This window comes from Lentibacter sp. XHP0401, from assembly GCF_025751535.1.
In the GTDB taxonomy this organism is placed as follows: domain Bacteria; phylum Pseudomonadota; class Alphaproteobacteria; order Rhodobacterales; family Rhodobacteraceae; genus Lentibacter.
This window is the reverse complement of record NZ_JAOWLC010000001.1, coordinates 289,232-308,249: the sequence shown is the minus strand read 5'-3', so window position 1 is coordinate 308,249 and position 19,018 is coordinate 289,232. Positions and strand designations below refer to the sequence as shown.

16 protein-coding genes are annotated in these 19,018 nt (G+C 53.8%); 7 read left to right on the top strand and 9 right to left on the bottom strand.

Annotation, left to right across the window (positions count from 1 at the left end):
* Window positions 1–8: 8 nt before the first annotated feature.
* A complete protein-coding gene (locus OE750_RS01605; RefSeq protein WP_263760667.1) occupies window positions 9–1,808 on the bottom strand; it encodes an ABCB family ABC transporter ATP-binding protein/permease in 1,800 nt (599 codons plus the stop codon).
* A 67-nt stretch (window positions 1,809–1,875) separates the two neighbouring features.
* On the bottom strand, window positions 1,876–2,922 hold the full coding sequence (locus tag OE750_RS01600) for a LysM peptidoglycan-binding domain-containing protein (protein WP_263760665.1): 1,047 nt from the start codon (window positions 2,920–2,922) through the stop codon (window positions 1,876–1,878).
* Window positions 2,923–3,022: 100 nt separating this feature from the next.
* On the opposite strand from OE750_RS01600, the gene OE750_RS01595 reads away from it, so the two are divergent.
* Window positions 3,023–3,574 (top strand): TIGR00730 family Rossman fold protein, encoded by a 552-nt coding sequence (locus OE750_RS01595; protein WP_263760663.1) that lies wholly within the window; start codon window positions 3,023–3,025, stop codon window positions 3,572–3,574.
* Here OE750_RS01595 and rarD read toward each other — a convergent pair.
* Window positions 3,550–4,434, bottom strand: a complete 885-nt coding sequence (gene rarD / locus OE750_RS01590) for an EamA family transporter RarD (protein ID WP_263761192.1) — start codon at window positions 4,432–4,434, stop codon at window positions 3,550–3,552. The two genes, OE750_RS01595 and rarD, sit on opposite strands and share 25 nt — an antisense overlap.
* Before the next feature lie 116 nt (window positions 4,435–4,550).
* Here rarD and OE750_RS01585 point away from each other — a divergent pair, with 116 nt between their 5' ends.
* Complete coding sequence (locus OE750_RS01585; protein WP_263760662.1) at window positions 4,551–5,378, top strand: arginyltransferase; 828 nt, start codon at window positions 4,551–4,553, stop codon at window positions 5,376–5,378.
* On the opposite strand, the gene OE750_RS01580 is transcribed toward OE750_RS01585, so the two are convergent.
* The gene (locus tag OE750_RS01580; protein ID WP_263761190.1) at window positions 5,375–6,244 is read right to left on the bottom strand and encodes a LysR family transcriptional regulator; all 870 of its coding nucleotides are present in this window, start codon (window positions 6,242–6,244) and stop codon (window positions 5,375–5,377) included. The genes OE750_RS01585 and OE750_RS01580 overlap by 4 nt on opposite strands.
* Window positions 6,245–6,398: 154 nt before the next feature.
* Between OE750_RS01580 and OE750_RS01575 the strand changes: the two genes are divergently transcribed.
* The 4 genes from OE750_RS01575 (at window position 6,399) to ilvN (ending at window position 11,352) form a co-directional block, all read left to right on the top strand.
* Window positions 6,399–7,589, top strand: coding sequence for a cytochrome P450 (locus tag OE750_RS01575; protein WP_263760660.1), 1,191 nt, complete (start codon window positions 6,399–6,401; stop codon window positions 7,587–7,589).
* Between the two features lie 32 nt (window positions 7,590–7,621).
* A complete protein-coding gene (locus OE750_RS01570) occupies window positions 7,622–8,659 on the top strand; it encodes a TRAP transporter substrate-binding protein (protein ID WP_263760658.1) in 1,038 nt (345 codons plus the stop codon).
* 334 nt (window positions 8,660–8,993) lie between these two features.
* The gene (locus OE750_RS01565) at window positions 8,994–10,748 is read left to right on the top strand and encodes an acetolactate synthase 3 large subunit (RefSeq protein WP_263760656.1); all 1,755 of its coding nucleotides are present in this window, start codon (window positions 8,994–8,996) and stop codon (window positions 10,746–10,748) included.
* A 34-nt stretch (window positions 10,749–10,782) separates the two neighbouring features.
* On the top strand, window positions 10,783–11,352 hold the full coding sequence (gene ilvN / locus OE750_RS01560; protein WP_263760654.1) for an acetolactate synthase small subunit: 570 nt from the start codon (window positions 10,783–10,785) through the stop codon (window positions 11,350–11,352).
* Window positions 11,353–11,382: 30 nt separating this feature from the next.
* Here the strand turns inward: ilvN and OE750_RS01555 are convergent, their stop codons facing one another.
* Entirely contained in the window at window positions 11,383–11,784 is a 402-nt protein-coding gene (locus OE750_RS01555) for a hypothetical protein (RefSeq protein ID WP_263760652.1), read from the bottom strand.
* 69 nt (window positions 11,785–11,853) lie between these two features.
* On the opposite strand from OE750_RS01555, the gene OE750_RS01550 reads away from it, so the two are divergent.
* Window positions 11,854–12,774 carry a helix-turn-helix domain-containing protein gene (locus OE750_RS01550; RefSeq protein WP_263760650.1) on the top strand — a complete coding sequence of 307 codons (921 nt, stop codon included), beginning with the start codon at window positions 11,854–11,856 and terminating at the stop codon, window positions 12,772–12,774.
* Here the strand turns inward: OE750_RS01550 and OE750_RS01545 are convergent.
* The 4 genes from OE750_RS01545 to OE750_RS01530 form a co-directional block, all read right to left on the bottom strand.
* Window positions 12,771–13,547, bottom strand: coding sequence for a DUF2189 domain-containing protein (locus OE750_RS01545; RefSeq protein WP_263760648.1), 777 nt, complete (start codon window positions 13,545–13,547; stop codon window positions 12,771–12,773). The two genes, OE750_RS01550 and OE750_RS01545, sit on opposite strands and share 4 nt — an antisense overlap.
* A 141-nt stretch (window positions 13,548–13,688) precedes the next feature.
* Window positions 13,689–15,101, bottom strand: a complete 1,413-nt coding sequence (locus OE750_RS01540; RefSeq protein WP_263760646.1) for an amidase — start codon at window positions 15,099–15,101, stop codon at window positions 13,689–13,691.
* Window positions 15,102–15,280: 179 nt separating this feature from the next.
* Window positions 15,281–16,408, bottom strand: a complete 1,128-nt coding sequence (prfB, locus tag OE750_RS01535) for a peptide chain release factor 2 (protein ID WP_263760644.1) — start codon at window positions 16,406–16,408, stop codon at window positions 15,281–15,283.
* An 85-nt stretch (window positions 16,409–16,493) separates the two neighbouring features.
* A complete protein-coding gene (locus tag OE750_RS01530) occupies window positions 16,494–19,010 on the bottom strand; it encodes a penicillin-binding protein 1A (protein ID WP_263760642.1) in 2,517 nt (838 codons plus the stop codon).
* Window positions 19,011–19,018 lie beyond the last annotated feature (8 nt).

The following is a 19,018-nucleotide window of genomic DNA, read 5'->3' as shown; positions in this document are numbered from 1 at the left end:
GTCGTTCCTTATGCGGCATCCTCTTCGGTGACCTGCCGCATCCATAAGCTTGCATAGCGCCCTTTCAGCTTGAGCAATTCCTCATGGGTCCCTTGTTCCGCAACCACTCCATCTTCCAACACGATAATGCTATCTGCATCAGCGATTGTCGAAAGGCGATGAGCGATGGTTATAACGGTTCTGCCCTCGCCTGCACGCCTCAGAGCCGACTGGATTTCCCGTTCGGTTTCCGTATCGAGTGCCGATGTCGCCTCATCCAGCAGAAGAACAGGCGGGTCCTTCAGGAGCGTGCGCGCAATACCAACGCGTTGTTTTTCTCCACCCGAAAGCTTGAGACCGCGCTCGCCGACTGTTGTTTCATACCCGTCAGGCAAGGCCGAGATAAAGTCGTGTATTTGCGCTGCTTTTGCGGCGTCTATAATCTCGTCTTCACTTGCTCCATCGCGGCCATAGGCAATGTTATAGCGAATTGTATCGTTGAAGAGCACAGTGTCCTGCGGGACGACACCAATGATCCGATGCAAGCTTTCTTGCGTAACATCGCGCACATCTTGGCTATCAATCGTCACCGACCCTCCCGAAACATCATAAAAGCGGAAAAGCAAACGCCCGATTGTCGACTTCCCCGAGCCGGAAGGCCCGACAATAGCGATCGTTTCGCCCGCATCAACGCTCAGGCTAACACCTTTCAAGATTGGCCGCTCCGTGTCGTAACCAAAGTATACTTGATCAAAGGCAACCTTACCGCCCGTAACCTTTATCGGCCCCGCCCCCTGCCTGTCTTCAATCTCCGCAGGTTGACCAAGCAAGTTGAACATTTCCCCCATATCCACAAGGCTTTGGCGAATTTCACGATAGACAGTTCCGAGAAAATTCAACGGCATCGTGATCTGGATCATGTAAGCATTAACCATCACAAAATCGCCCACCGTCAGAGCGCCGCTTTGCACGCCTTTTGCGGCCATAGTCATTACTGAAATCAAACCACAGGTAATGATGAATGTTTGACCAAAATTAAGAAATGCAAGGGACGATGCAGTCTTGATCGCAGCACTTTCATAGCCCTCCATCGCAGCATCATAGCGCGCTGCTTCCCGACCCTCTGCACCGAAATATTTTACAGTTTCAAAATTAAGCAGACTGTCGACAGCTTTCTGGTTAGCGTCTGTGTCGCGGTCGTTCATCTCTCGACGCAGCTTCACGCGCCACTCAGTCACTGTAAACGTAAACCAGACATAAAGCCCGATCGTGACAACAACTGCAGCCAGATACCAGACATCAAAGAGAAAAAAGAATATCCCTGCGACCAATGCCAGCTCGAGAATAAGCGGCCCAACCGAGAAGAGCAAAAAGCGCAGGAGAAACTCGACGCCTTTTACACCACGTTCAATGATACGGCTCAACCCGCCTGTTTTGCGGGTGATATGGTAACGCATCGAAAGCTTGTGGATATGTGTAAACGTTTCAAGAGCCAGCTTGCGCAACGCCCGCTGGGCCACGGCGGCAAAAACAGCATCGCGTAGCTGTTGAAACCCGTTTGAGAAAATACGCGCCATTCCGTAAGCCACAGTAAGGCCCACAGCACCCAGCATCAGATTCGAAACACCCTCCCCAGAGAGTGCATTTACTGCGTCACGGTAAATAATCGGCGTATAGACGGCGATGAGCTTGGAAAGCAAAAGCGCCAGCATCGCAATGACGACACGGCGCTTCACCCATGTCTCACCTTCTGGCCAAAGGGCGGGCAACACACGTTTTATAGTGCGCCAGCCAGATTTGCGCTCTTGCTCTTGTATGTTCGTGCTCATGCAAAATTTGCCCTTGAAACTTCAAAGCGCAGGTTTAGGCGGCTTTGTCGACAAAGGCCAGACGCACTCAGCCAGGAATATCAAACACCTGTCCCGGGTAGATTAGGTCAGGATCGCGTATCTGGTCTTTATTGGCCTCATACAGCTGAAAGTAGAGTTCACCCTGCCCGTAACGTTCCCGTGCAATCGCCCAAAGCGTTGATCCGGGTTGCACCGTCACCAACTTCACTTCAGAACCAGAAGTGAGCATTGCTGGCTCTTCCCTTTTGAACGGCGTTTCAACACGGCTTTGCACCTGCCCCGAAGCATCCACTTCATCGACACGCAGGGTATAAATTCCCGAGTCGACATTTGGCAGTTCCGTGCGCCAGTTCCCGTCTTTCAAAATACGCTCAGTCGTCACTGGCTTGTTATCGAGATAAACCCTTATAAACCCGTCATTGGACGCGCGGCCGGCCAACTGCACATCACCACTCTCCGAGTAGCTGATCGCATCCAGTGCAACCTGGCTCATCACAACAGGCGAAACAGGCTGCACCAGTTCAACACCTTCATCGCTGGCCATGAGAATAGCTTGTGCTGGCATCTCTGGTGAGCCTTGTGGCTCGCCTTCAGTCGCTTCACTAGTGGCTTCTAGAGCTACGGCGGAAACAGGCGCAACAATAACAGTGTTCAGGCTGTCTTGATCGCCCGACTTTCCTCGCAAACTCAGGACACGAGCCTCTTTGCTTTGGGGGAGTTCGGCAAATGCAGCAAACTCTCCCGTTGTACCTGCCGTCACCTCTGCAATCACAATACCATCAAGCAAAACTTCGACAACTTCACCAGGAAGTGCCGAGCCCGCAATAAGAGCCTGCCCGTTCGGCTCGACCCGAGCCACATCAAACTTTGGTGCGCGCGCTTTTTGAGCCTCGCTTTGGACCGTAGTGTCAGTTGCGTCCGATACATTCTCATCAGATGAAAACTCTACAGGAGATTGCGCAGCGCTCTCACTCCCAGTATTTGTAAGGCTGCGCTTAAAGTACATACCGCCCCCCGCAAGCACGAGAACAGTTGCCCCCAAAGCGACAAGAGCACTTGCGTTGGTCGTGATAAAACTCGAAAATTTGCTCATGGACGTTCCACTGCATTGGCTCCGCTGACGCACGGCTTGAGGGAGCATAGCAACTTGGTTATGACGGGTCAAAAGATGTGATCAAAAGCGAGGTGCACCTGTGCAAAAACGTTCTATCTGTGTCTATTGCGGCTCACGTGACGGGGTGAATCCGAATTACGCTTCTGCCGCTGAAGACCTCGGTAAGGCGATTGCAACCGAGGAATGGCAGCTGGTTTACGGCGCTGGTGATATCGGGCTGATGGGCCGCGTCGCTCGCAGCTGCCAAAGCGCAGGTGGGGAAACCTTCGGTGTAATTCCGACACATCTGATGCAGAAAGAAGTCGGCAAAAGAGATCTCAGCCGCTTTGTCGTGACCGAAAACATGCATGAGCGCAAAAAGGTCATGTTCATGAACGCCAATGCAATTGTTGTTTTACCGGGCGGCGCGGGCTCGCTTGACGAGTTTTTTGAAGTTCTGACATGGGCACAGCTCGAGCTTCATTCAAAGCCTATTATTCTACTGAATGTAGATGGCTACTGGCAGCCCCTCCTCAACCTTATAGAGCATGTTGTAGAAAATGGATTTGCGGATCCAAGCCTCAAAGCCCTCTTTATTTGTCAACCCGATGTGAAATCAGCTACAGACTATCTGCGCGAAGCTCTATCCTGAGTGAAACTAGACACTGAATAGAGCGTCAACCCTGCCCAGATTAGGCCAAAGGCCATAGCGTGCCAGAAACCAAACGGCTCTCCAAAAATGACAACCGCACAGAAAAACTGCGCGGTTGGGTTGATGTATTGCAACAATCCGATCGTTGAAAGCCGGTTACGTTGTGTCGCGTATGAAAAGAGCATGAGCGGCGTTGCCGTGAGTATCCCCGAAAAAACAAGCATCCCGTTCTCCCAAGCCGCTGTTCCGAAATGTCCTTCTCCTTTGGCATGCAAAATGACAAGCACAGCCAGTGCCACAGGAAAAAGCAAGGCAACTTCCCCCGTCACCGAGACAACTGGGCCAGCAGTCAGGCGTTTCTTGACGACGCCATAGAGTCCGAACGTCACGGCAACAAAAAGTGATATCCACGGCGCGACGCCCAAACCGTAGGTGAGCAATGACACGGCAAGCGCTGCCAGTGCCACCGCAGCCCATTGGGCAGGTCTTAGCCGTTCACTAAATACAACCCTGCCAAGTAACACTGCCACAAGCGGAAAAATATAATATCCAAGTGCCGCCTCTACGGCGTGGCCAACTTGAATTGAATAAATGAAGGCAAACCAGTTTGCCGAGATCATAAGTGCTGCCAGCCCAACAATCATCAGGTTGGTCGATGTAGCGAAAAGCCTTAGTAAAACTGAAATTCGTCTTTGCGCCAGTAGGAGAACTGAAAATATCAAAAATGACCAGATTGTTCTGTGTGCAAGTATCTCAAGTGGCGGGATATGCGCCAAAAGCTTGTAATACAGAGGGGAGAACCCCCAAATGAGGCAGGCAATACACATGGCAACAACGCCTTTTGCGCTCTCGGGCTTCATATCAGGCTTCATAGGAGGTTCTCATCACTTCACTGATTAAGACTAAACTGATTCAATTCTTGGCGAACTTTCAACTCGTTGTTATCGTTTACTCGGAACAAACAGGACACTGGTAAATGCGACACACTTTGCCACTTGCGCCCCAATTCTATGTGACGGCGCCGCAACCCTGCCCATACCTTGAGGGTCGTATGGAGCGTAAACTGTTTACAGCGCTTCAAGGGGATAACGCGGCACAGCTGAATGACGGGCTTTCAAAGCAAGGATTTCGGCGCTCTCAAAACGTGCTTTACCGCCCGTCCTGTGCAGATTGTGCAGCTTGTCTGTCTGCCCGCATCGTTGCCAATGACTTTGCCCCATCCAAAAGCCAAAAGCGGGTCATCAAGAAAAATGCCAATCTAGAACGCCGTGTCACCTCCCCTTGGGCAACCGAGGAACAATACGACCTATTCCGCCGATACCTTGATAGCAGGCATGCCGACGGTGGCATGGCAGATATGGATGTCTTCGAATTCGCGGCGATGATTGAGGAAACACCAATCCGCTCTCGTGTGATCGAGTATGTTGACCGTGACACCAAAGCACTGGTCGCCGTTAGCCTGACAGATGTTCTGCAAGACGGCCTGTCTATGGTTTACTCCTTTTTTGACCCGGACCGTGCTCAGGACTCACTCGGAACCTATCTGATCCTCGATCATGTCGATATCGCGCGCTCGGGAAACTTGCCTTATGTCTATCTCGGTTATTGGGTTCCTGGCAGCCCGAAAATGGGGTACAAAGCCAAGTTTTCAGCGCTCGAAATTTACAAACAAAACGAATGGTCCCCGATTGGCAATCCGGCTATACACGAAGTTGAAACGCACCCGCTATCAACCGCCCCGATTGCAGAGCAGGTGGCCAACATCTCGCTCCCCGACCTTCCCGCCCATCGCCCAAAACGCTAGTGGCTTTGACCACTTAAATGGCGCGCTGCGGCATCGGCGATTTGCTGCCTCAGCCAGACATGCGCGGCAGATTCATGAGTACGCGGGGCCCATTGCAACTCAATTTTGACTGCAGCATGGAGCGGGCACTCGACAATCGCGACATCATCGCCAAAATGTAGAGCTGTTTGCCGTGGCACAGTCGCGATCATATCTGTGTTATGCAAAATTTGCGGGAGGTTTGCAGGACTCGGCACTTCGATCACCGTATTTGGAGTGCCCCCCTGCCTATCCATTTCGACAAGAAAACCAGACCTGAAAGAGCCCCCGTAATTTACCACCACCTGAGGCACGTTTCTAAAGACATCACCTGTCAGGCCGCTCTGTGCCACCGGGTTTGACGGGTCCATGATACAAACATAGCTGTCCGAAAACAGTGTGCGCCGATAATATCCGGGCTCCTCAAGCCTGATCGGCCCAATCAGCATGTCGCATTCACCACGCTTGAGCTGCTCTCGCCCTCGCACCTGTGAAGGAATGACATTAAGCCTGATTCCGGGGGCTTGAACCCGCAGCATACGTGCAAGCTCCGGCAAGATGGTGATGCGCTCATAAAAATTACAAGAAACCGTCATCTCAAGCTGTGCCAAGGCAGGGTTAAAAACCTTGGGTGCAACGAGGACTTCGTATTCTTCAAGCATTGGAATTATGCGTGCAACAATTTCGCTACAGCGTGCTGTCGCCACGATTCCGCTGCCTTGCCGTAAGAACAACGGATCATCAAAAGCACTGCGCAACCGTGACACGGTATAACTGATACTCGACTGGCCAATGCCAAGGCTTTCCGCGGCACGAGAGAAGGAGTTGTGTGCGTAAACCCTTTGCAAAACTCGAAAGGCCGCAAAATCTAGCGAATAGACATCCAAAACGTCTCTCTCCCATCAAATAGTTTGATCGAGACTATCAAATCCATCGGATTGATCAATATTGATACTCTCACTAGGCTCAACGTCTAGAGCACGCTTGGAGGAGACGCGCACTATGCCTACCACATTGAACCGCGCTGTCCCTGTTGATGACAGCATCCAGATCAATGACCTGCACAGCAATCCTTATGCCATCTACAAACGTCTGCGCTCAGAAGCGCCCGTTGTTCAGGTTCCTGTTCTTAACCGCATTCTTCTGACCAAAGCAGCCGATACGAAATATGTGAAAGACAACTGGGAGATGTTCTCCTCTGACGACCCGTTCACGCCTATGAAACGTGCTTTTCTGGCACACACCCTAATGCGTAAAGATGGTGAAGAACACGCCCGAGAGCGCGGGGCTATGGCTCCTGCTTTTAGCCCGAAGGTGATCAAAAACTGCTGGCAGCCCATATACACATCTGTGGCGGAGGACTACATCACCCGCCTGAATCGTGGGGATACTGTCGACCTGTTTACAGAGTTGGCGGCTCCGTTTGCTGCGCGTTGCCTCACCCATCTTCTCGGCATCACCGAAGCCAGCGATGAAGACATGATCCGCTGGAGCCAGACATTAATTGACGGTGCCGGAAATTTTGCGGGGTTGCCCGAGCCTTTTGAAAAATCCGATGCAGCCAATGCCGAGATGGATAGGCTTTTCGCAAAATGCGCCGAACGAGTGCGTGCATCTCCCGATGCTTCTGCCCTCTCCGCCATGGTCAATGCAGAGAACCCAATTCCGATGTCGCAGATATATTCCAACATCAAAATCGCAATCGGAGGTGGGATCAACGAGCCACGCGATGCACTTTTGACCATTCTTTATGGTCTTCTGACCGACCCTGAACAGCTTGAAGCATGCAAAGAAGGTGCGCTTTGGAATGAAGCGTTTGAGGAGGCTGTCAGGTGGGTTGCGCCCATTCAGGTAAGTTCGCGGCTGGTAACACAAGACACTGAAATTCGGGGCCTTCCAATCTCGAAAGGCACGGTGGTGATGACATCTCAAGCCTCGGCTTGCCATGACGAAGACATCTACGATGCTCCTGAACGTTACAACATTTTCCGCGCGAAAGCACCGCATCAGGCCTTTGGAAACGGGCCGCATTTTTGTCAGGGAACACATATTGCTCGGCGAATGCTCGCACAGATTTTGCTACCGATGCTGTTTGAGCACTTTCCTAACATGACATTAGCCAAGACCGAAGCTGTAAAGTTCTGGGGCTTCGGCTTTCGGGGGCCAATGAGCCTGCCTGTCACACTCAACTAAATCAAAAACGCGTTAACAGGGAGAAAACCAAAATGAAAAGAAGAACGCTTGTATCGGCGCTGGCAGCCTTGACTGTAGCCGCCAGCCTAGGGGTCGCCCCCGCGAATGCACAGGAAATCACTCTACGTCTGCACCAGTTTCTGCCGCCGCCGGCCACGGTTCCCAAGCACATCCTGAAACCTTGGGCTACGCGGGTGGAAGATGCTGCAGGCGGAAAACTCAAAATCGAGCACTATGACGCAATGTCGCTCGGTGGAAAACCACCGGAACTTATGGATCATGCCATTGATGGTGTTGCGGATATTATCATGGTTGTCGTTGGCTACACGCCAGGGCGCTACCCTCAGACAGAGGTTTTTGAGCTCCCGTTCATGATGACGGATCCGGTTGCAACCTCGAAGGCCTTTCAGGAGCTTGTGGAAACCGACCTTCAGGCGGGGGAATATAAAGATGTGAAAGTGCTCGGCGCTTGGGTGCATGGGCCAGGAGTGGTGCACACGGACACTGGCGTCACCAAGCTTGAGGATATGGAAGGCAAAAAGATGCGCGGCCCGACCCGCATCATCAACGATCTCTTGAAAGAACTGGGAACAACACCCGTAGGTATGCCCCTGCCCGCTATTCCGGAAGCGCTTTCCAAAAACGTGATCAACGGAACAGTCATTCCATGGGAAGTCACGCCGGCGATCAAGCTGTCACAGCTTGTAACCCATCATACCGAGTTTGGCAGCAAGGAAGCTCTCTACACTGCGACGATTGTCATGGTTATGAACAAGGCCAAGTACGAAGGCCTGCCCGATGACGTACGTGCCGCAATCGACAATGAATCCGGCCAGAAGTTATCGGAGTTTGCCGCTCAGGTCATGTATGACTACGACAAACCCGGCCGTGATATTGCCGAAGCTGCAGGCAACGCGATCATAACTTTGGATGATGCCGAAGTGGCCCGCTGGAAAGAAAAGGCCCAGCCTGTCATTGATCGCTGGATCGTAGAGATGGATAGCAAGGGTATTGACGGAGCAGCTCTTGTCGAGCGCGCGAAAGGCCTGATCAAGAAACATGGCGGCTAAAGGCACAACCAAATAGAGCTTTAATGGCGCGATTCCTTGGAATCGCGCCATATCTCTTTTGGTTTTCTGTCAAAACCTCCTGTCTTTACGCAACTTTTGAACAAAAAACATGCCCTCAAGGTTCGATTATTCATGTTTTGGCGGTTGACGCCCCTGTTTCACGAATCTAATGTCTCGCAAACGCAGCAAAAAGGCACTCGGCATGTTGAAGCTAGTGGTCATTGTGAGAAAAAGGCGCATGGGCCGGTAACGGACACCCTGAGGTAACCCCATGCGCCCCCGAAAATCGGGGGCTTTTTTATGTGTAAAACGAAGTTTGGAATGGAGCTTGGAAATGTCACGTCAAATGACCGGAGCAAAGATGATCGTAGAATGCCTGAAGGATCAGGGCGTGGAGGTCATCTTCGGCTACCCAGGCGGAGCTGTGCTCCCGATCTATGACGAAGTGTTCCAACAAAACGGTATCCGCCACGTGCTTGTCCGCCACGAGCAAGGCGCTGTTCACGCCGCAGAAGGCTACGCGCGTTCGACAGGAAAACCCGGTGTTGTGCTTGTGACTTCCGGCCCGGGCGCCACGAACGCTGTGACAGGCCTCACAGACGCACTGCTCGATTCCATTCCAATTGTTGTTCTGACAGGTCAGGTTCCGACATTCATGATCGGCACGGACGCCTTTCAGGAAGCTGATACCGTTGGCATCACGCGCCCCTGCACCAAGCATAACTGGCTCGTGCAAGACACTGCCTCGCTTTCGGCGACAATCCATGAAGCCTTCCATGTGGCCACAACCGGCCGTCCCGGCCCTGTGCTTGTTGATATTCCCAAGGACGTGCAGTTTGCCGCAGCTGATTATACGCCCAAGCAAAAAGTCAAAGTGAGCCGCTACCAACCGCCCGTTAAGGGAGATATGGCATCGATCGAAGAGCTTGTTGAAGCCATTGAGAACGCGGAACGCCCTATATTTTATACAGGTGGCGGCGTGATCAACTCGGGGCCCGCTGCAAGCCAGCTTCTGCGCGAGCTTGTCGACGGAACAGATTTCCCCGTCACCTCCACTCTGATGGGCCTTGGGGCTTACCCCGCGTCCGGTAAAAACTGGTTGGGGATGCTCGGTATGCACGGGCTCTACGAGGCCAACATGGCAATGCATGGCTGCGATCTGATGATCAATATCGGTGCGCGCTTTGATGACCGCATCACAGGCCGCCTTGATGCCTTCAGCCCGAATTCGCAAAAAGCCCATATTGATATCGACCCCTCTTCCATCAACAAAGTCATTCGCGTCGACATTCCTATTGTTGGCGACGTGGGGCATGTTCTTGAAGATGTGTTAAAGGTTTGGAAAGCTCGCGGGCGCAAAACAAACAAGCAAGGCCTACAGAAATGGTGGGCGAAGCTTGAAGACTGGCGCAAGGTTAACTGTCTCAAGTTTGAACAAAAAGGCAAGGTTATCAAACCGCAACACGCCCTTGCCCGCCTTGAAGCGCTCACAAAAGGCCGCGACCGCTATGTTTGCACCGAGGTAGGCCAGCACCAGATGTGGGCTGCACAATATCTTGGCTTTGAAGACCCGAACCGCTGGATGACATCAGGCGGCCTTGGAACCATGGGTTATGGCTTCCCTGCTTCTATCGGGGTGCAAATGGCGCATCCTGACAGCCTCGTTATCAACGTGGCAGGCGAGGCCAGTTGGCTGATGAACATGCAAGAAATGGGCACTGCAATCCAGTATCGCCTGCCTGTGAAACAGTTTATTCTCAACAACGAGCGCCTTGGTATGGTGCGCCAGTGGCAGGAACTTCTGCATGGTGAGCGCTATTCGCACTCTTGGAGTGAAGCTCTGCCTGACTTTGTAAAACTGGCCGAAGCTTTTGGTGCCAAAGGCATTCGCGTTGATGATCCGGATGATCTTGATGAAGCTATCAAGGAAATGATCGCCTATGATGGGCCGGTTATCTTTGATTGCCTCGTGACCAAGCATGAAAACTGCTTCCCGATGATCCCCTCGGGCGAACCACACAACAAGATGCTGCTCGGTGAAGCCCAGACCAAAGACGCAATCGGCAGCAGCGGCGCTGTGCTCGTCTGAGCCACCCCAGACTGTAGCGAAGGAAGGAAGCCCTATGTCCGCTCTCAAAATTAAAAAAGGCTCGAACAAGCACTCGGCCTACAACCTACGTCCGACCTTTAGTGACCACGTGGAGTCGCATACACTCGCGGTTATTGTCGATAACGAAGCAGGTGTTCTGGCACGCGTCATCGGGTTGTTTTCAGGCCGTGGATACAACATCGAAAGCCTGACAGTGGCCGAGATTGACCGCGCTGGACATCGCTCACGGATCACGATTGTGACCACCGGCACACCGCAAGTGATTGAACAAATCAAAGCGCAACTTGGCCGGATTGTACCAGTGCATGAAGTCCATGACCTGACCGTTGAGGGCCCGTCTGTTGAGCGAGAATTGGCGCTGTTGAAAGTTGAGGGGATCGGCGACAAACGCGTTGAAGCCATGCGCTTGGCCGACATCTTCCGGGCCAGTGTTGTAGACAGCACACTTGAGAGCTTTGTCTTTGAGATTACGGGCACACCGGAAAAAATTTATGCCTTCAGCGAGTTGATGCGGCCTCTGGGATTGACCGAAGTCGCGCGCACAGGTGTTGCGGCCTTAGCTCGTGGAAAAGTCGTCGCCTAATATTGGCGGCGGGTCATAGGGCTCGCTTTTTCAGGCCGAGCGAAGGCTTGGAAAAACAAGAATATTGCTACTGTTCTTGTTGCTTGAGATTGGTTGCTTTGCTTCCCCTGCACCAGGAACAATAGCAGCTTTCAAGCGCTCGGCGAGTGCAGGTGCGTATTGTTCGGATACCAACTCCGGATTTCGAGCAAGCCGCATGGGTGCGCCCTCTTGGAGCTGAAACTGCACCAGATCTCCAGCATCGAGAGAATAGCCGTCAAAGACAGACGAAGCGCTCCCGCCGTAATAAGCAAGATCACCATGATCTTCGCACCATATTACTGCTTTGCGTTCGTTGTGATTGCTCCAGAGAACGACACCGTACATCAAAATCTTCACCCCCTTTAAATCCGCTATTAATAAAATTTTAATTATAAACGGAGGAAGCGCCACTCTCCAATGAGTGTCGCACGGTTTCAAATTGTGACTCCACACCCCAAGCAAGACGCTAATTAGCATCACGTGAGACGCGAGAGCGCATCAAAATCTACTTTGCGGTTATTACTTTTTCTGAAAAAACTGCGTAAGGTCAGATTCGACCCTATAAAAAGCTTAGAGACCCGGTTTGTGCAAATTCCGATAGAAACAAACAAAACAGTAAATCCTGTGGAACTCAGGAGTGTGTTCGGTGCTAACCTGAGAAAGTTAGCGTCCCGTTACCCGTCCGTTGCGGGCCTCTGTCGTGAGCTTGGAATTAACCGAACCCAGTTCAACCGATACCTTGCTGCAGAAAGCTTCCCAAGGCCCGATGTGTTGCACAGAATTTGCCTTTTCTTTGATGTTGATGCCCGCATCCTTCTTGAGCCTGTCGATGATATAGGCACGGTCGGAACAGACCCGTTCAATCATCCCGCCGTAAAAAGCTACCTCGGAAAAACAGTAGAAACCGTGTCGGAAAGTGAGTTGCCCAACGGTTTTTATCGCTTTAGCAGGCCCAGCTTTGTGAATGATGACTTATACGTACTAGGGCTTATGTTTGTCTTTCGCTCGGAAGGCCGGGCCTTTTTGCGCGGTTACGAATTGCCCGAGGCCATGAACGACCAAGGGCTCCCGATCAGCGCCTATAACCGTGAGTTTCGCGGCGTTATTCTAAAACAAGAACAAGGACTTGTAATACTGGCAGCGCGCCGTGGTGCGACCACTTGCTCATTCAGTTACCTCGCGCGCGTCCCCTCGTTTCACAACAACTTCTGGGAGGGTTATGCCACCAGAACGGTCACAGAAAGCCTTACGGGACACAGGGTTGCGCGATTTGTCATTGAGCACATCCAAGGCGACTGGCGCGCTGCGCGCGCCGTAGCCCGCGAATCCGGATTTTGCTCAGCCAAAGACCTCCCAGGATATCACGCGCGACTGATGCGTGTGGGGCAGCCTTTTCGCTAGGCCTCCGCGCGAGCTTCGGCAGCGCGGTAGAGATGCCAGCTAGCATGCCCTAACAGTGGTAACACAATGTAAAGCCCGAGGAAGGCCGGAACCATCCCCAGGAAGGTTAAGCCAGCGATCAGAATTCCCCAAAAGACCATTGGAATCAGGTTGTTCTGCACGGCTGCAAAACTTGTTATCATTGCTGTCACAAAGTCGATCTCACGGTCCAAAAGCATTGGCATTGCAAAGACTGTGATCATGAAAAGCAGCAGCGCAAAGAGCGCTCCGATGATGGTGCCGACGGCAAGCATGGTGAGGCCGTCTGAGGAGAGGTAAACCTCCAGAGAGCTTGACACATTGGTCATTGTCGACAGCCCGAGAAAGAGCGCAAAAATCATGTGAGCGATGAAAAACCAGAACAGGAAAACCATCAGAATAATCGCACATAGCGAGGGCAGTTGCCGCCTTGCCTGATGCAATACGATGCCGAAAATATCTGAAAAAACAAGAGGTTCTCCATAGTCTATCCGGTGACTTACCTCGTAAAGAGCCACGGCTGTGAAGGGGCCGAAGAGAGGGAAGCCCACGGCGGCGAAGACGAGCCAGTAGCTTTTTCCTGTGGTCGACGTGACCCAGAACAGCAAAAGCCCAAAAGCCACACAGATCGAGGCGACGACAAGCCCGTATACGGGGGCATGCCGCATATCGGCCCAACCCTTGCAAAGAGCTGATTTCATGTCTGAAAATGTGACAGCGCCCAATTCGGGCGCGCCCTGTTCCTTCGTGATCATATAGCCCTCCCCGACCGCTTTGAGCCACTGTAAGGCGTAAAGATGACAATCCCAAAGATGTTTGTTTTAGTCAGCTTTTAGGGTGTGGCAGACTATGTGGCAACCTGTAGGGCAAACTGTATGGACAACATGTGAGGCAGATCACGCCAACGGTGGGCGCGTTTCTGAATAGTGATAGGTCTGATGCCAGCTTTGGCCGAGTTGCATGAGCGCCGCATCGCCATCACGTGGGCCGAAGAGTGACAGGCCCGCAGGCAGGCCGGCCTGCCCGGTCGCCAGTGGAATGTTGATGCAGGGCAGTCCGAGCAAGCCGATGGGTGTGACGATCTGCATCCAGCGGTGATAGGTATCCATCTCCTGCCCTGCGATCGCTTGCGGGTAGACCCACTCCACCGGAAATGGATAGAGCTGTGTCGTGGGCAGCACGAGCGCGTCATAGCGTTCAAACAGTCCGGCACAGGCTTTGAACCAGTCCGAGCGAATGACAGAGGCGCGGTGAACGTCCATCGCGGACAGTGCAAGCCCTCGCTCGATCTCCCAGATCGCTTCCGCCTTGAGCTGATCGCGCTTTGCCGGATCATTGTAAAACACCGATAGCCCGCCCGCTATGGTCCATGAGCGCAGGGTGATCCAGCTCTCCCAGATGGCATCGGCCGAAAACGGTGGGGCGACTTTTTCCACTGTAAGACCAAGAGCTTCAAGCTCGGGAATGGCGGCTTCTGAATGCTCCATAAGCCTTGCTTCCATGGGGAATGCGCCACCCCAATCACCGAGCCAGCCGATGCGACGCCCTTTGACCGGCGCATCGATGCTTGGCAGCGTCAGATCGTAACTGGCGCCGTGCGGTTGACGCGGATCAGCGCCAGCTTGAGTATCAAGCAGCGCCGCCATGTCGCGGGGCGTGCGCGCCATCGGACCGAGCGTTGCAAGCTGGTGCAGAAAGTTATCGCCCATCGGCTCGGAGGGCACACGGCCATATGTCGGGCGGAAGCCGTAGACATTGTTCCATGCCCCCGGATTGCGCAGGCTACCCATCATATCGGAGCCATCGGCGACAGAGAGCATACGGCAGGCCAGAGCTGCCGCTGCCCCGCCGGAGGACCCCCCCGCGCTGCGGGAAAGGTCATAGGGGTTGTGCGTGGCACCATGCACAGGGTTGAACGTATGTGAGCCAAGGCCCCACTCGGGCGTGTTTGTTTTGCCGATGATGATGGCCCCTGCTTGGCGCATGCGAGCGACGACGAGATCGTCTTCCGGCGCTATCATATTGGCGAACATCGGGTTGCCCATGGATGTGGGCAGGCCCTTGGCGTTGGCGAGGTCTTTCACCGCAAGCGGAATGCCATGAAGCCAGCCTTTGCGCTCGCTATTGTCGGCAGCGCGAGCCTCGCTCATAAGCTCATCGGCCTCGCGAAGCGAGACGATTGCGTTGACTTGCGGGTTGGTCTTGGCGATCTGGGCGAGCGTAGCCTCCATGAGCTCAGCAGCGCTGAGCTGCCCCTCGGCGATGGCTTGTGATTGATCGAGGGCTGTCATGTTGGTGATGTCGCTCATTGCCGTGTTCCCTTTTGTGCTTAGACATATGCTGGCGCGGGTTTGGGCAGAGTGCAAGCCTCATTGAGCAGCTTCCCATCATGCTTCGCACGACGGGACCAAGGTGGGGGCCAGCCCCCACACCCCCGGGATATTTGAGGCAATAAGAAAGGGATAACGGCGCGAAGATGTGGCTGCGCTTAGATATCGCCCTGCGCTTCTGAGCGGGATTTGCCGGACACGTCCATCGCGAGCGTTGCAGCCATGAGGCCGTCAAGATCACCGTCGAGCACGCCTTTTGTGTCGGATGTTTCAAAGTTAGTGCGCAGGTCTTTGACCATTTGGTAGGGTTGCAGAACGTAGGAGCGGATCTGGTTGCCCCAGCCTGCGTCACCTTTGTTTTCGTGCATTTCGTTGACAGCGGCGTTCCGGCGGTCAAGTTCCATTTGATAGAGTCGCGACTTCAGCGCTTTCATGGCGATGTCGCGGTTCTGGTGCTGGGATTTCTCCGAGCTGGTCACAACGATACCTGTGGGCGCGTGGGTGATGCGCACGGCGGAGTCGGTTGTGTTGACGTGCTGGCCCCCTGCCCCTGATGAGCGGTAGGTGTCGATGCGGATATCGGCCGGGTTGACCTCAATCTCGATGTTATCGTCAACCACGGGGTAGACACCAACGGAAGTAAAAGAAGTGTGACGCTTGGCTGCGGAATCGAAAGGAGAGATTCGCACGAGGCGATGCACGCCGGACTCGGATTTGAGCCAACCGTAGGCGTTGTGCCCCGAGATTTTATAAGTGGCGGATTTGATGCCCGCCTCTTCGCCCTGTGACTCGGACTGCAACTCGACTTTATAACCCTTCTTCTCGGCCCAACGGACATACATCCGTGCAAGCATAGAGGCCCAATCGCAACTTTCCGTTCCGCCTGCGCCCGAGTTGATTTCGAGGAAGGTATCGTTGGCGTCGGCCTCACCACTCAGGAGCGCTTCGAGCTCTTTGGCGGCGGCGGTTTTCTTCAACTTCTTGAGGGCGTTTTCGGCTTCGGTGATGACTTCGGCGTCCTCTTCCATCTCACCAAGCTCGATCAGTTCCACATTATCGGAAAGATCGCTTGCGATGCTTTCATAGCTGTCCATGGCATCGACAAGTGCCTGGCGCTCGCGCATGAGCTTCTGGGCTTTTTCCGGGTCATCCCAAAGGGTTGGATCTTCCACACGGGCGTTGAATTCTTCGAGCCTGTGGGACGCTGTTTCACGGTCCATCCGCTGGGCCAGAAGGTCCAGTGACTTTTCGATTTCGGCAACAACGCTCTGGATTTCTGCGCGCATGGGTCTTCCTTGGGTGGTGTTTCAGGGCAGACTGATACCGCAGGCAAGCGTTAGCAGCAAGCGCGGGGTCGTTCTGCGGCTCTCTTTAGTAGAGGCCTCCCGAACTCATTGTGCCAAAGCCCGCTTTGGGGCCGACAACGGCTTTTTTGCCTGTTGATGTGGTGACCTGCTTGGAGGCGCTCTCTTCACGCACGAGCGGGAGGTTTTCGCCCATAGCAAAGCCGCCATCAAACATGATGCCGAAGTCGATCTCCTGACCTTCGCGGAAACATTCAATGACCACATGATCGCCAGAGGCGCTGTCGGACAAGCGTGCGCCTGTGAAGCGGTCGATCTTGATGAACTCGCATTCTTTGGGTGCGCGGAACTTTCCGGCGCCGTATTTTTTCACCGCTGAGCTCATAAAGCGTTGGAACACCGGGCCGCACATGCCGCCACCTGATGCGCCCGAGCCCATGGAGCGCGGATTATCATAGCCGATGTAGCAGCCTGCAACGATGTTGTTTGTGAAGCCTATGAACCAGACGTCTTTGGAATCATTGGTTGTGCCTGTTTTACCTGCGACAGGCACGCCGAGATTGACGGATCTGCGCGCTGTGCCGCGACTGACAACGCCTGTCATCATCGAGGTGAGCTGGTAGGCGGTGACAGCGTTCATCACGCGTTCGCGGTTGTTTACGATGCTGGGACTCTGGCTGCGCGCAATCGTCGGATCGGCGCAATCGGGGCAAAGGCGTTCGTCATGGCGGTAAACGGTTTTGCCGTAACGGTCTTGCACGCGGTCAATCAGCGTTGGTTCTACGCGCTGGCCGCCGTTGGCGAACATGGCGTAGGCCGAGACCATTTTGTAGAGCGTTGTTTCTTCAGAACCCAGTGAGTTGGCCAGAAAGCGGCCCATGCGGTCATAGACGCCGAAACGCTCGGCATAGTCGGCAACGACATCCATACCGACCTCTTGTGCGAGGCGGATTGTCATCAGGTTTCGTGACTGCTCGATGCCTGTGCGCAGGGGCGTTGGGCCATAGTAAGTGTTGGAAGCGTTTTTGGGGCGCCAGAGGCCTTGCGGTGTGTTGATCTCGATCGGGGCATCGACAACGATTGTGGCGGGGGAGTAGCCGCTATCAAGAGCCGAAGCATAGACGAAAGGCTTGAACGACGAACCCGGCTGACGACGCGCTTGGGTAGCGCGGTTGAAAACCGAGTGCTGGTAAGAGAACCCGCCTTGCATGGCAATCACGCGGCCTGTGTTCACATCCATTGCCATAAAACCGCCTTGCACTTGCGGAACCTGCCGCAGCGTCCAGCGGATAAAATCACCGGCACCATTATCGCCTGAAGTCATCCGGCGCACGAGCACCACATCACCCCGATTAAAATTGTCTGCGAAACTGCCTCTGAGCCATGATATATCACCGCGCGGGACTGTGAAGGGCTGCGCCTCTGTTTCCAGCACACCTTCGATACCAATACGCATCGACTGATCGCCGATTTCGAGCACCACAGCAGGGAACCACTGGCTTTCGAGCTCGATATCACGTGGCACATTCGTGCCTGAGAGTGCTTCGCGCCATTCGGCTTCGGAGCCGAGACTTTCTTCGGGGATCGTCTTGCCCGTGCCGCGCCAACGGCCAATGCCGCGATCAAACTGCTCAAGCTGGCGTTGCAGCGACGTTGCCGCTATGTCCTGCATTTCGGGGTCGATGGTGGCGCGCACCGTCATGCCGCCTGTGAAAAACTCTTCCTCGCCAAAATCCTTGGAAAGCTGGCGGCGGATTTCATCTGTGAAGTAGTCACGCGGCGGCAGGCCGTTTTTGAATGGCTCGAAGTCACCGTTTTGTACCGAGCGGAGCGGCAGTTCGCGTTCTGATTTGTAGACTTCTTCAGTGATGTAGCCGTTCTCATACATCTCCTTGAGCACAAAATTACGGCGTTGAAGCACGCGCGCTTTGTTGCGAACCGGATGAAAGCGGCCCGGGGCTTTGGGCATCGAGGCCAGTGTCGCGGCCTCATGCGGGGCCAACTCACCCAGTGTTTTGTTGAAATAAGCCTGCGATGCGGCTGTCACACCAAAGGAATTCTGACCAAGGAAAATCTCGTTGAGATAGAGCTCAAGGATGCGTTCTTTGTCGAGAGTCTCCTCAAGCCGCGTGGCAAGGATGATTTCCTTGATCTTGCGTTCTGCGCGGCGGTCGGCCGAAAGCAGAAAGTTTTTTACGACTTGCTGGGTGATTGTCGAAGCACCACGCACACCATCGCCTTTGAGTGCATCAACGGCAGCCGAAGCGATACCGCGGGTGTCATAGCCCTGGTGGGTGTAGAAATTTTTGTCTTCCGCGCTGATAAAGGCGTATTTAATCAGATCGGGAATTTCGGCGGCAGGCGTGAAAAGGCGGCGTTCGCGGGCGAATTCGTCGAGCATACGCCCCTCGCCCGAGTAAATCCGGCTGATCGTGGGGGGCTGGTATTGCGACAGGCTTTCATGACTGGGCAGGTCACGGCCATAGATGTAAAACACCGCACCAATAGAGAGCGCCACGGCCATAAGGCCGAGCGTTACGAGGCTAAAGAGCCCGCCAAGTGCCGAGAACAAGAATCTTACCACGTTTTTCC

What these genes read in the sequence shown, in the direction of transcription:
- OE750_RS01605 (WP_263760667.1), bottom strand. Translation starts at nt 1,808, where the DNA reads ATGAGCACGAACATACAAGAGCAAGAGCGCAAATCTGGCTGGCGCACT.
- OE750_RS01600 (WP_263760665.1), bottom strand. Translation starts at nt 2,922, where the DNA reads ATGAGCAAATTTTCGAGTTTTATCACGACCAACGCAAGTGCTCTTGTC.
- rarD (WP_263761192.1), bottom strand. Translation starts at nt 4,434, where the DNA reads ATGAAGCCCGAGAGCGCAAAAGGCGTTGTTGCCATGTGTATTGCCTGC.
- OE750_RS01585 (WP_263760662.1), top strand. Translation starts at nt 4,551, where the DNA reads ATGCGACACACTTTGCCACTTGCGCCCCAATTCTATGTGACGGCGCCG.
- OE750_RS01575 (WP_263760660.1), top strand. Translation starts at nt 6,399, where the DNA reads ATGCCTACCACATTGAACCGCGCTGTCCCTGTTGATGACAGCATCCAG.
- OE750_RS01570 (WP_263760658.1), top strand. Translation starts at nt 7,622, where the DNA reads ATGAAAAGAAGAACGCTTGTATCGGCGCTGGCAGCCTTGACTGTAGCC.
- OE750_RS01565 (WP_263760656.1), top strand. Translation starts at nt 8,994, where the DNA reads ATGTCACGTCAAATGACCGGAGCAAAGATGATCGTAGAATGCCTGAAG.
- ilvN (WP_263760654.1), top strand. Translation starts at nt 10,783, where the DNA reads ATGTCCGCTCTCAAAATTAAAAAAGGCTCGAACAAGCACTCGGCCTAC.
- OE750_RS01545 (WP_263760648.1), bottom strand. Translation starts at nt 13,547, where the DNA reads ATGATCACGAAGGAACAGGGCGCGCCCGAATTGGGCGCTGTCACATTT.
- OE750_RS01540 (WP_263760646.1), bottom strand. Translation starts at nt 15,101, where the DNA reads ATGAGCGACATCACCAACATGACAGCCCTCGATCAATCACAAGCCATC.
- prfB (WP_263760644.1), bottom strand. Translation starts at nt 16,408, where the DNA reads ATGCGCGCAGAAATCCAGAGCGTTGTTGCCGAAATCGAAAAGTCACTG.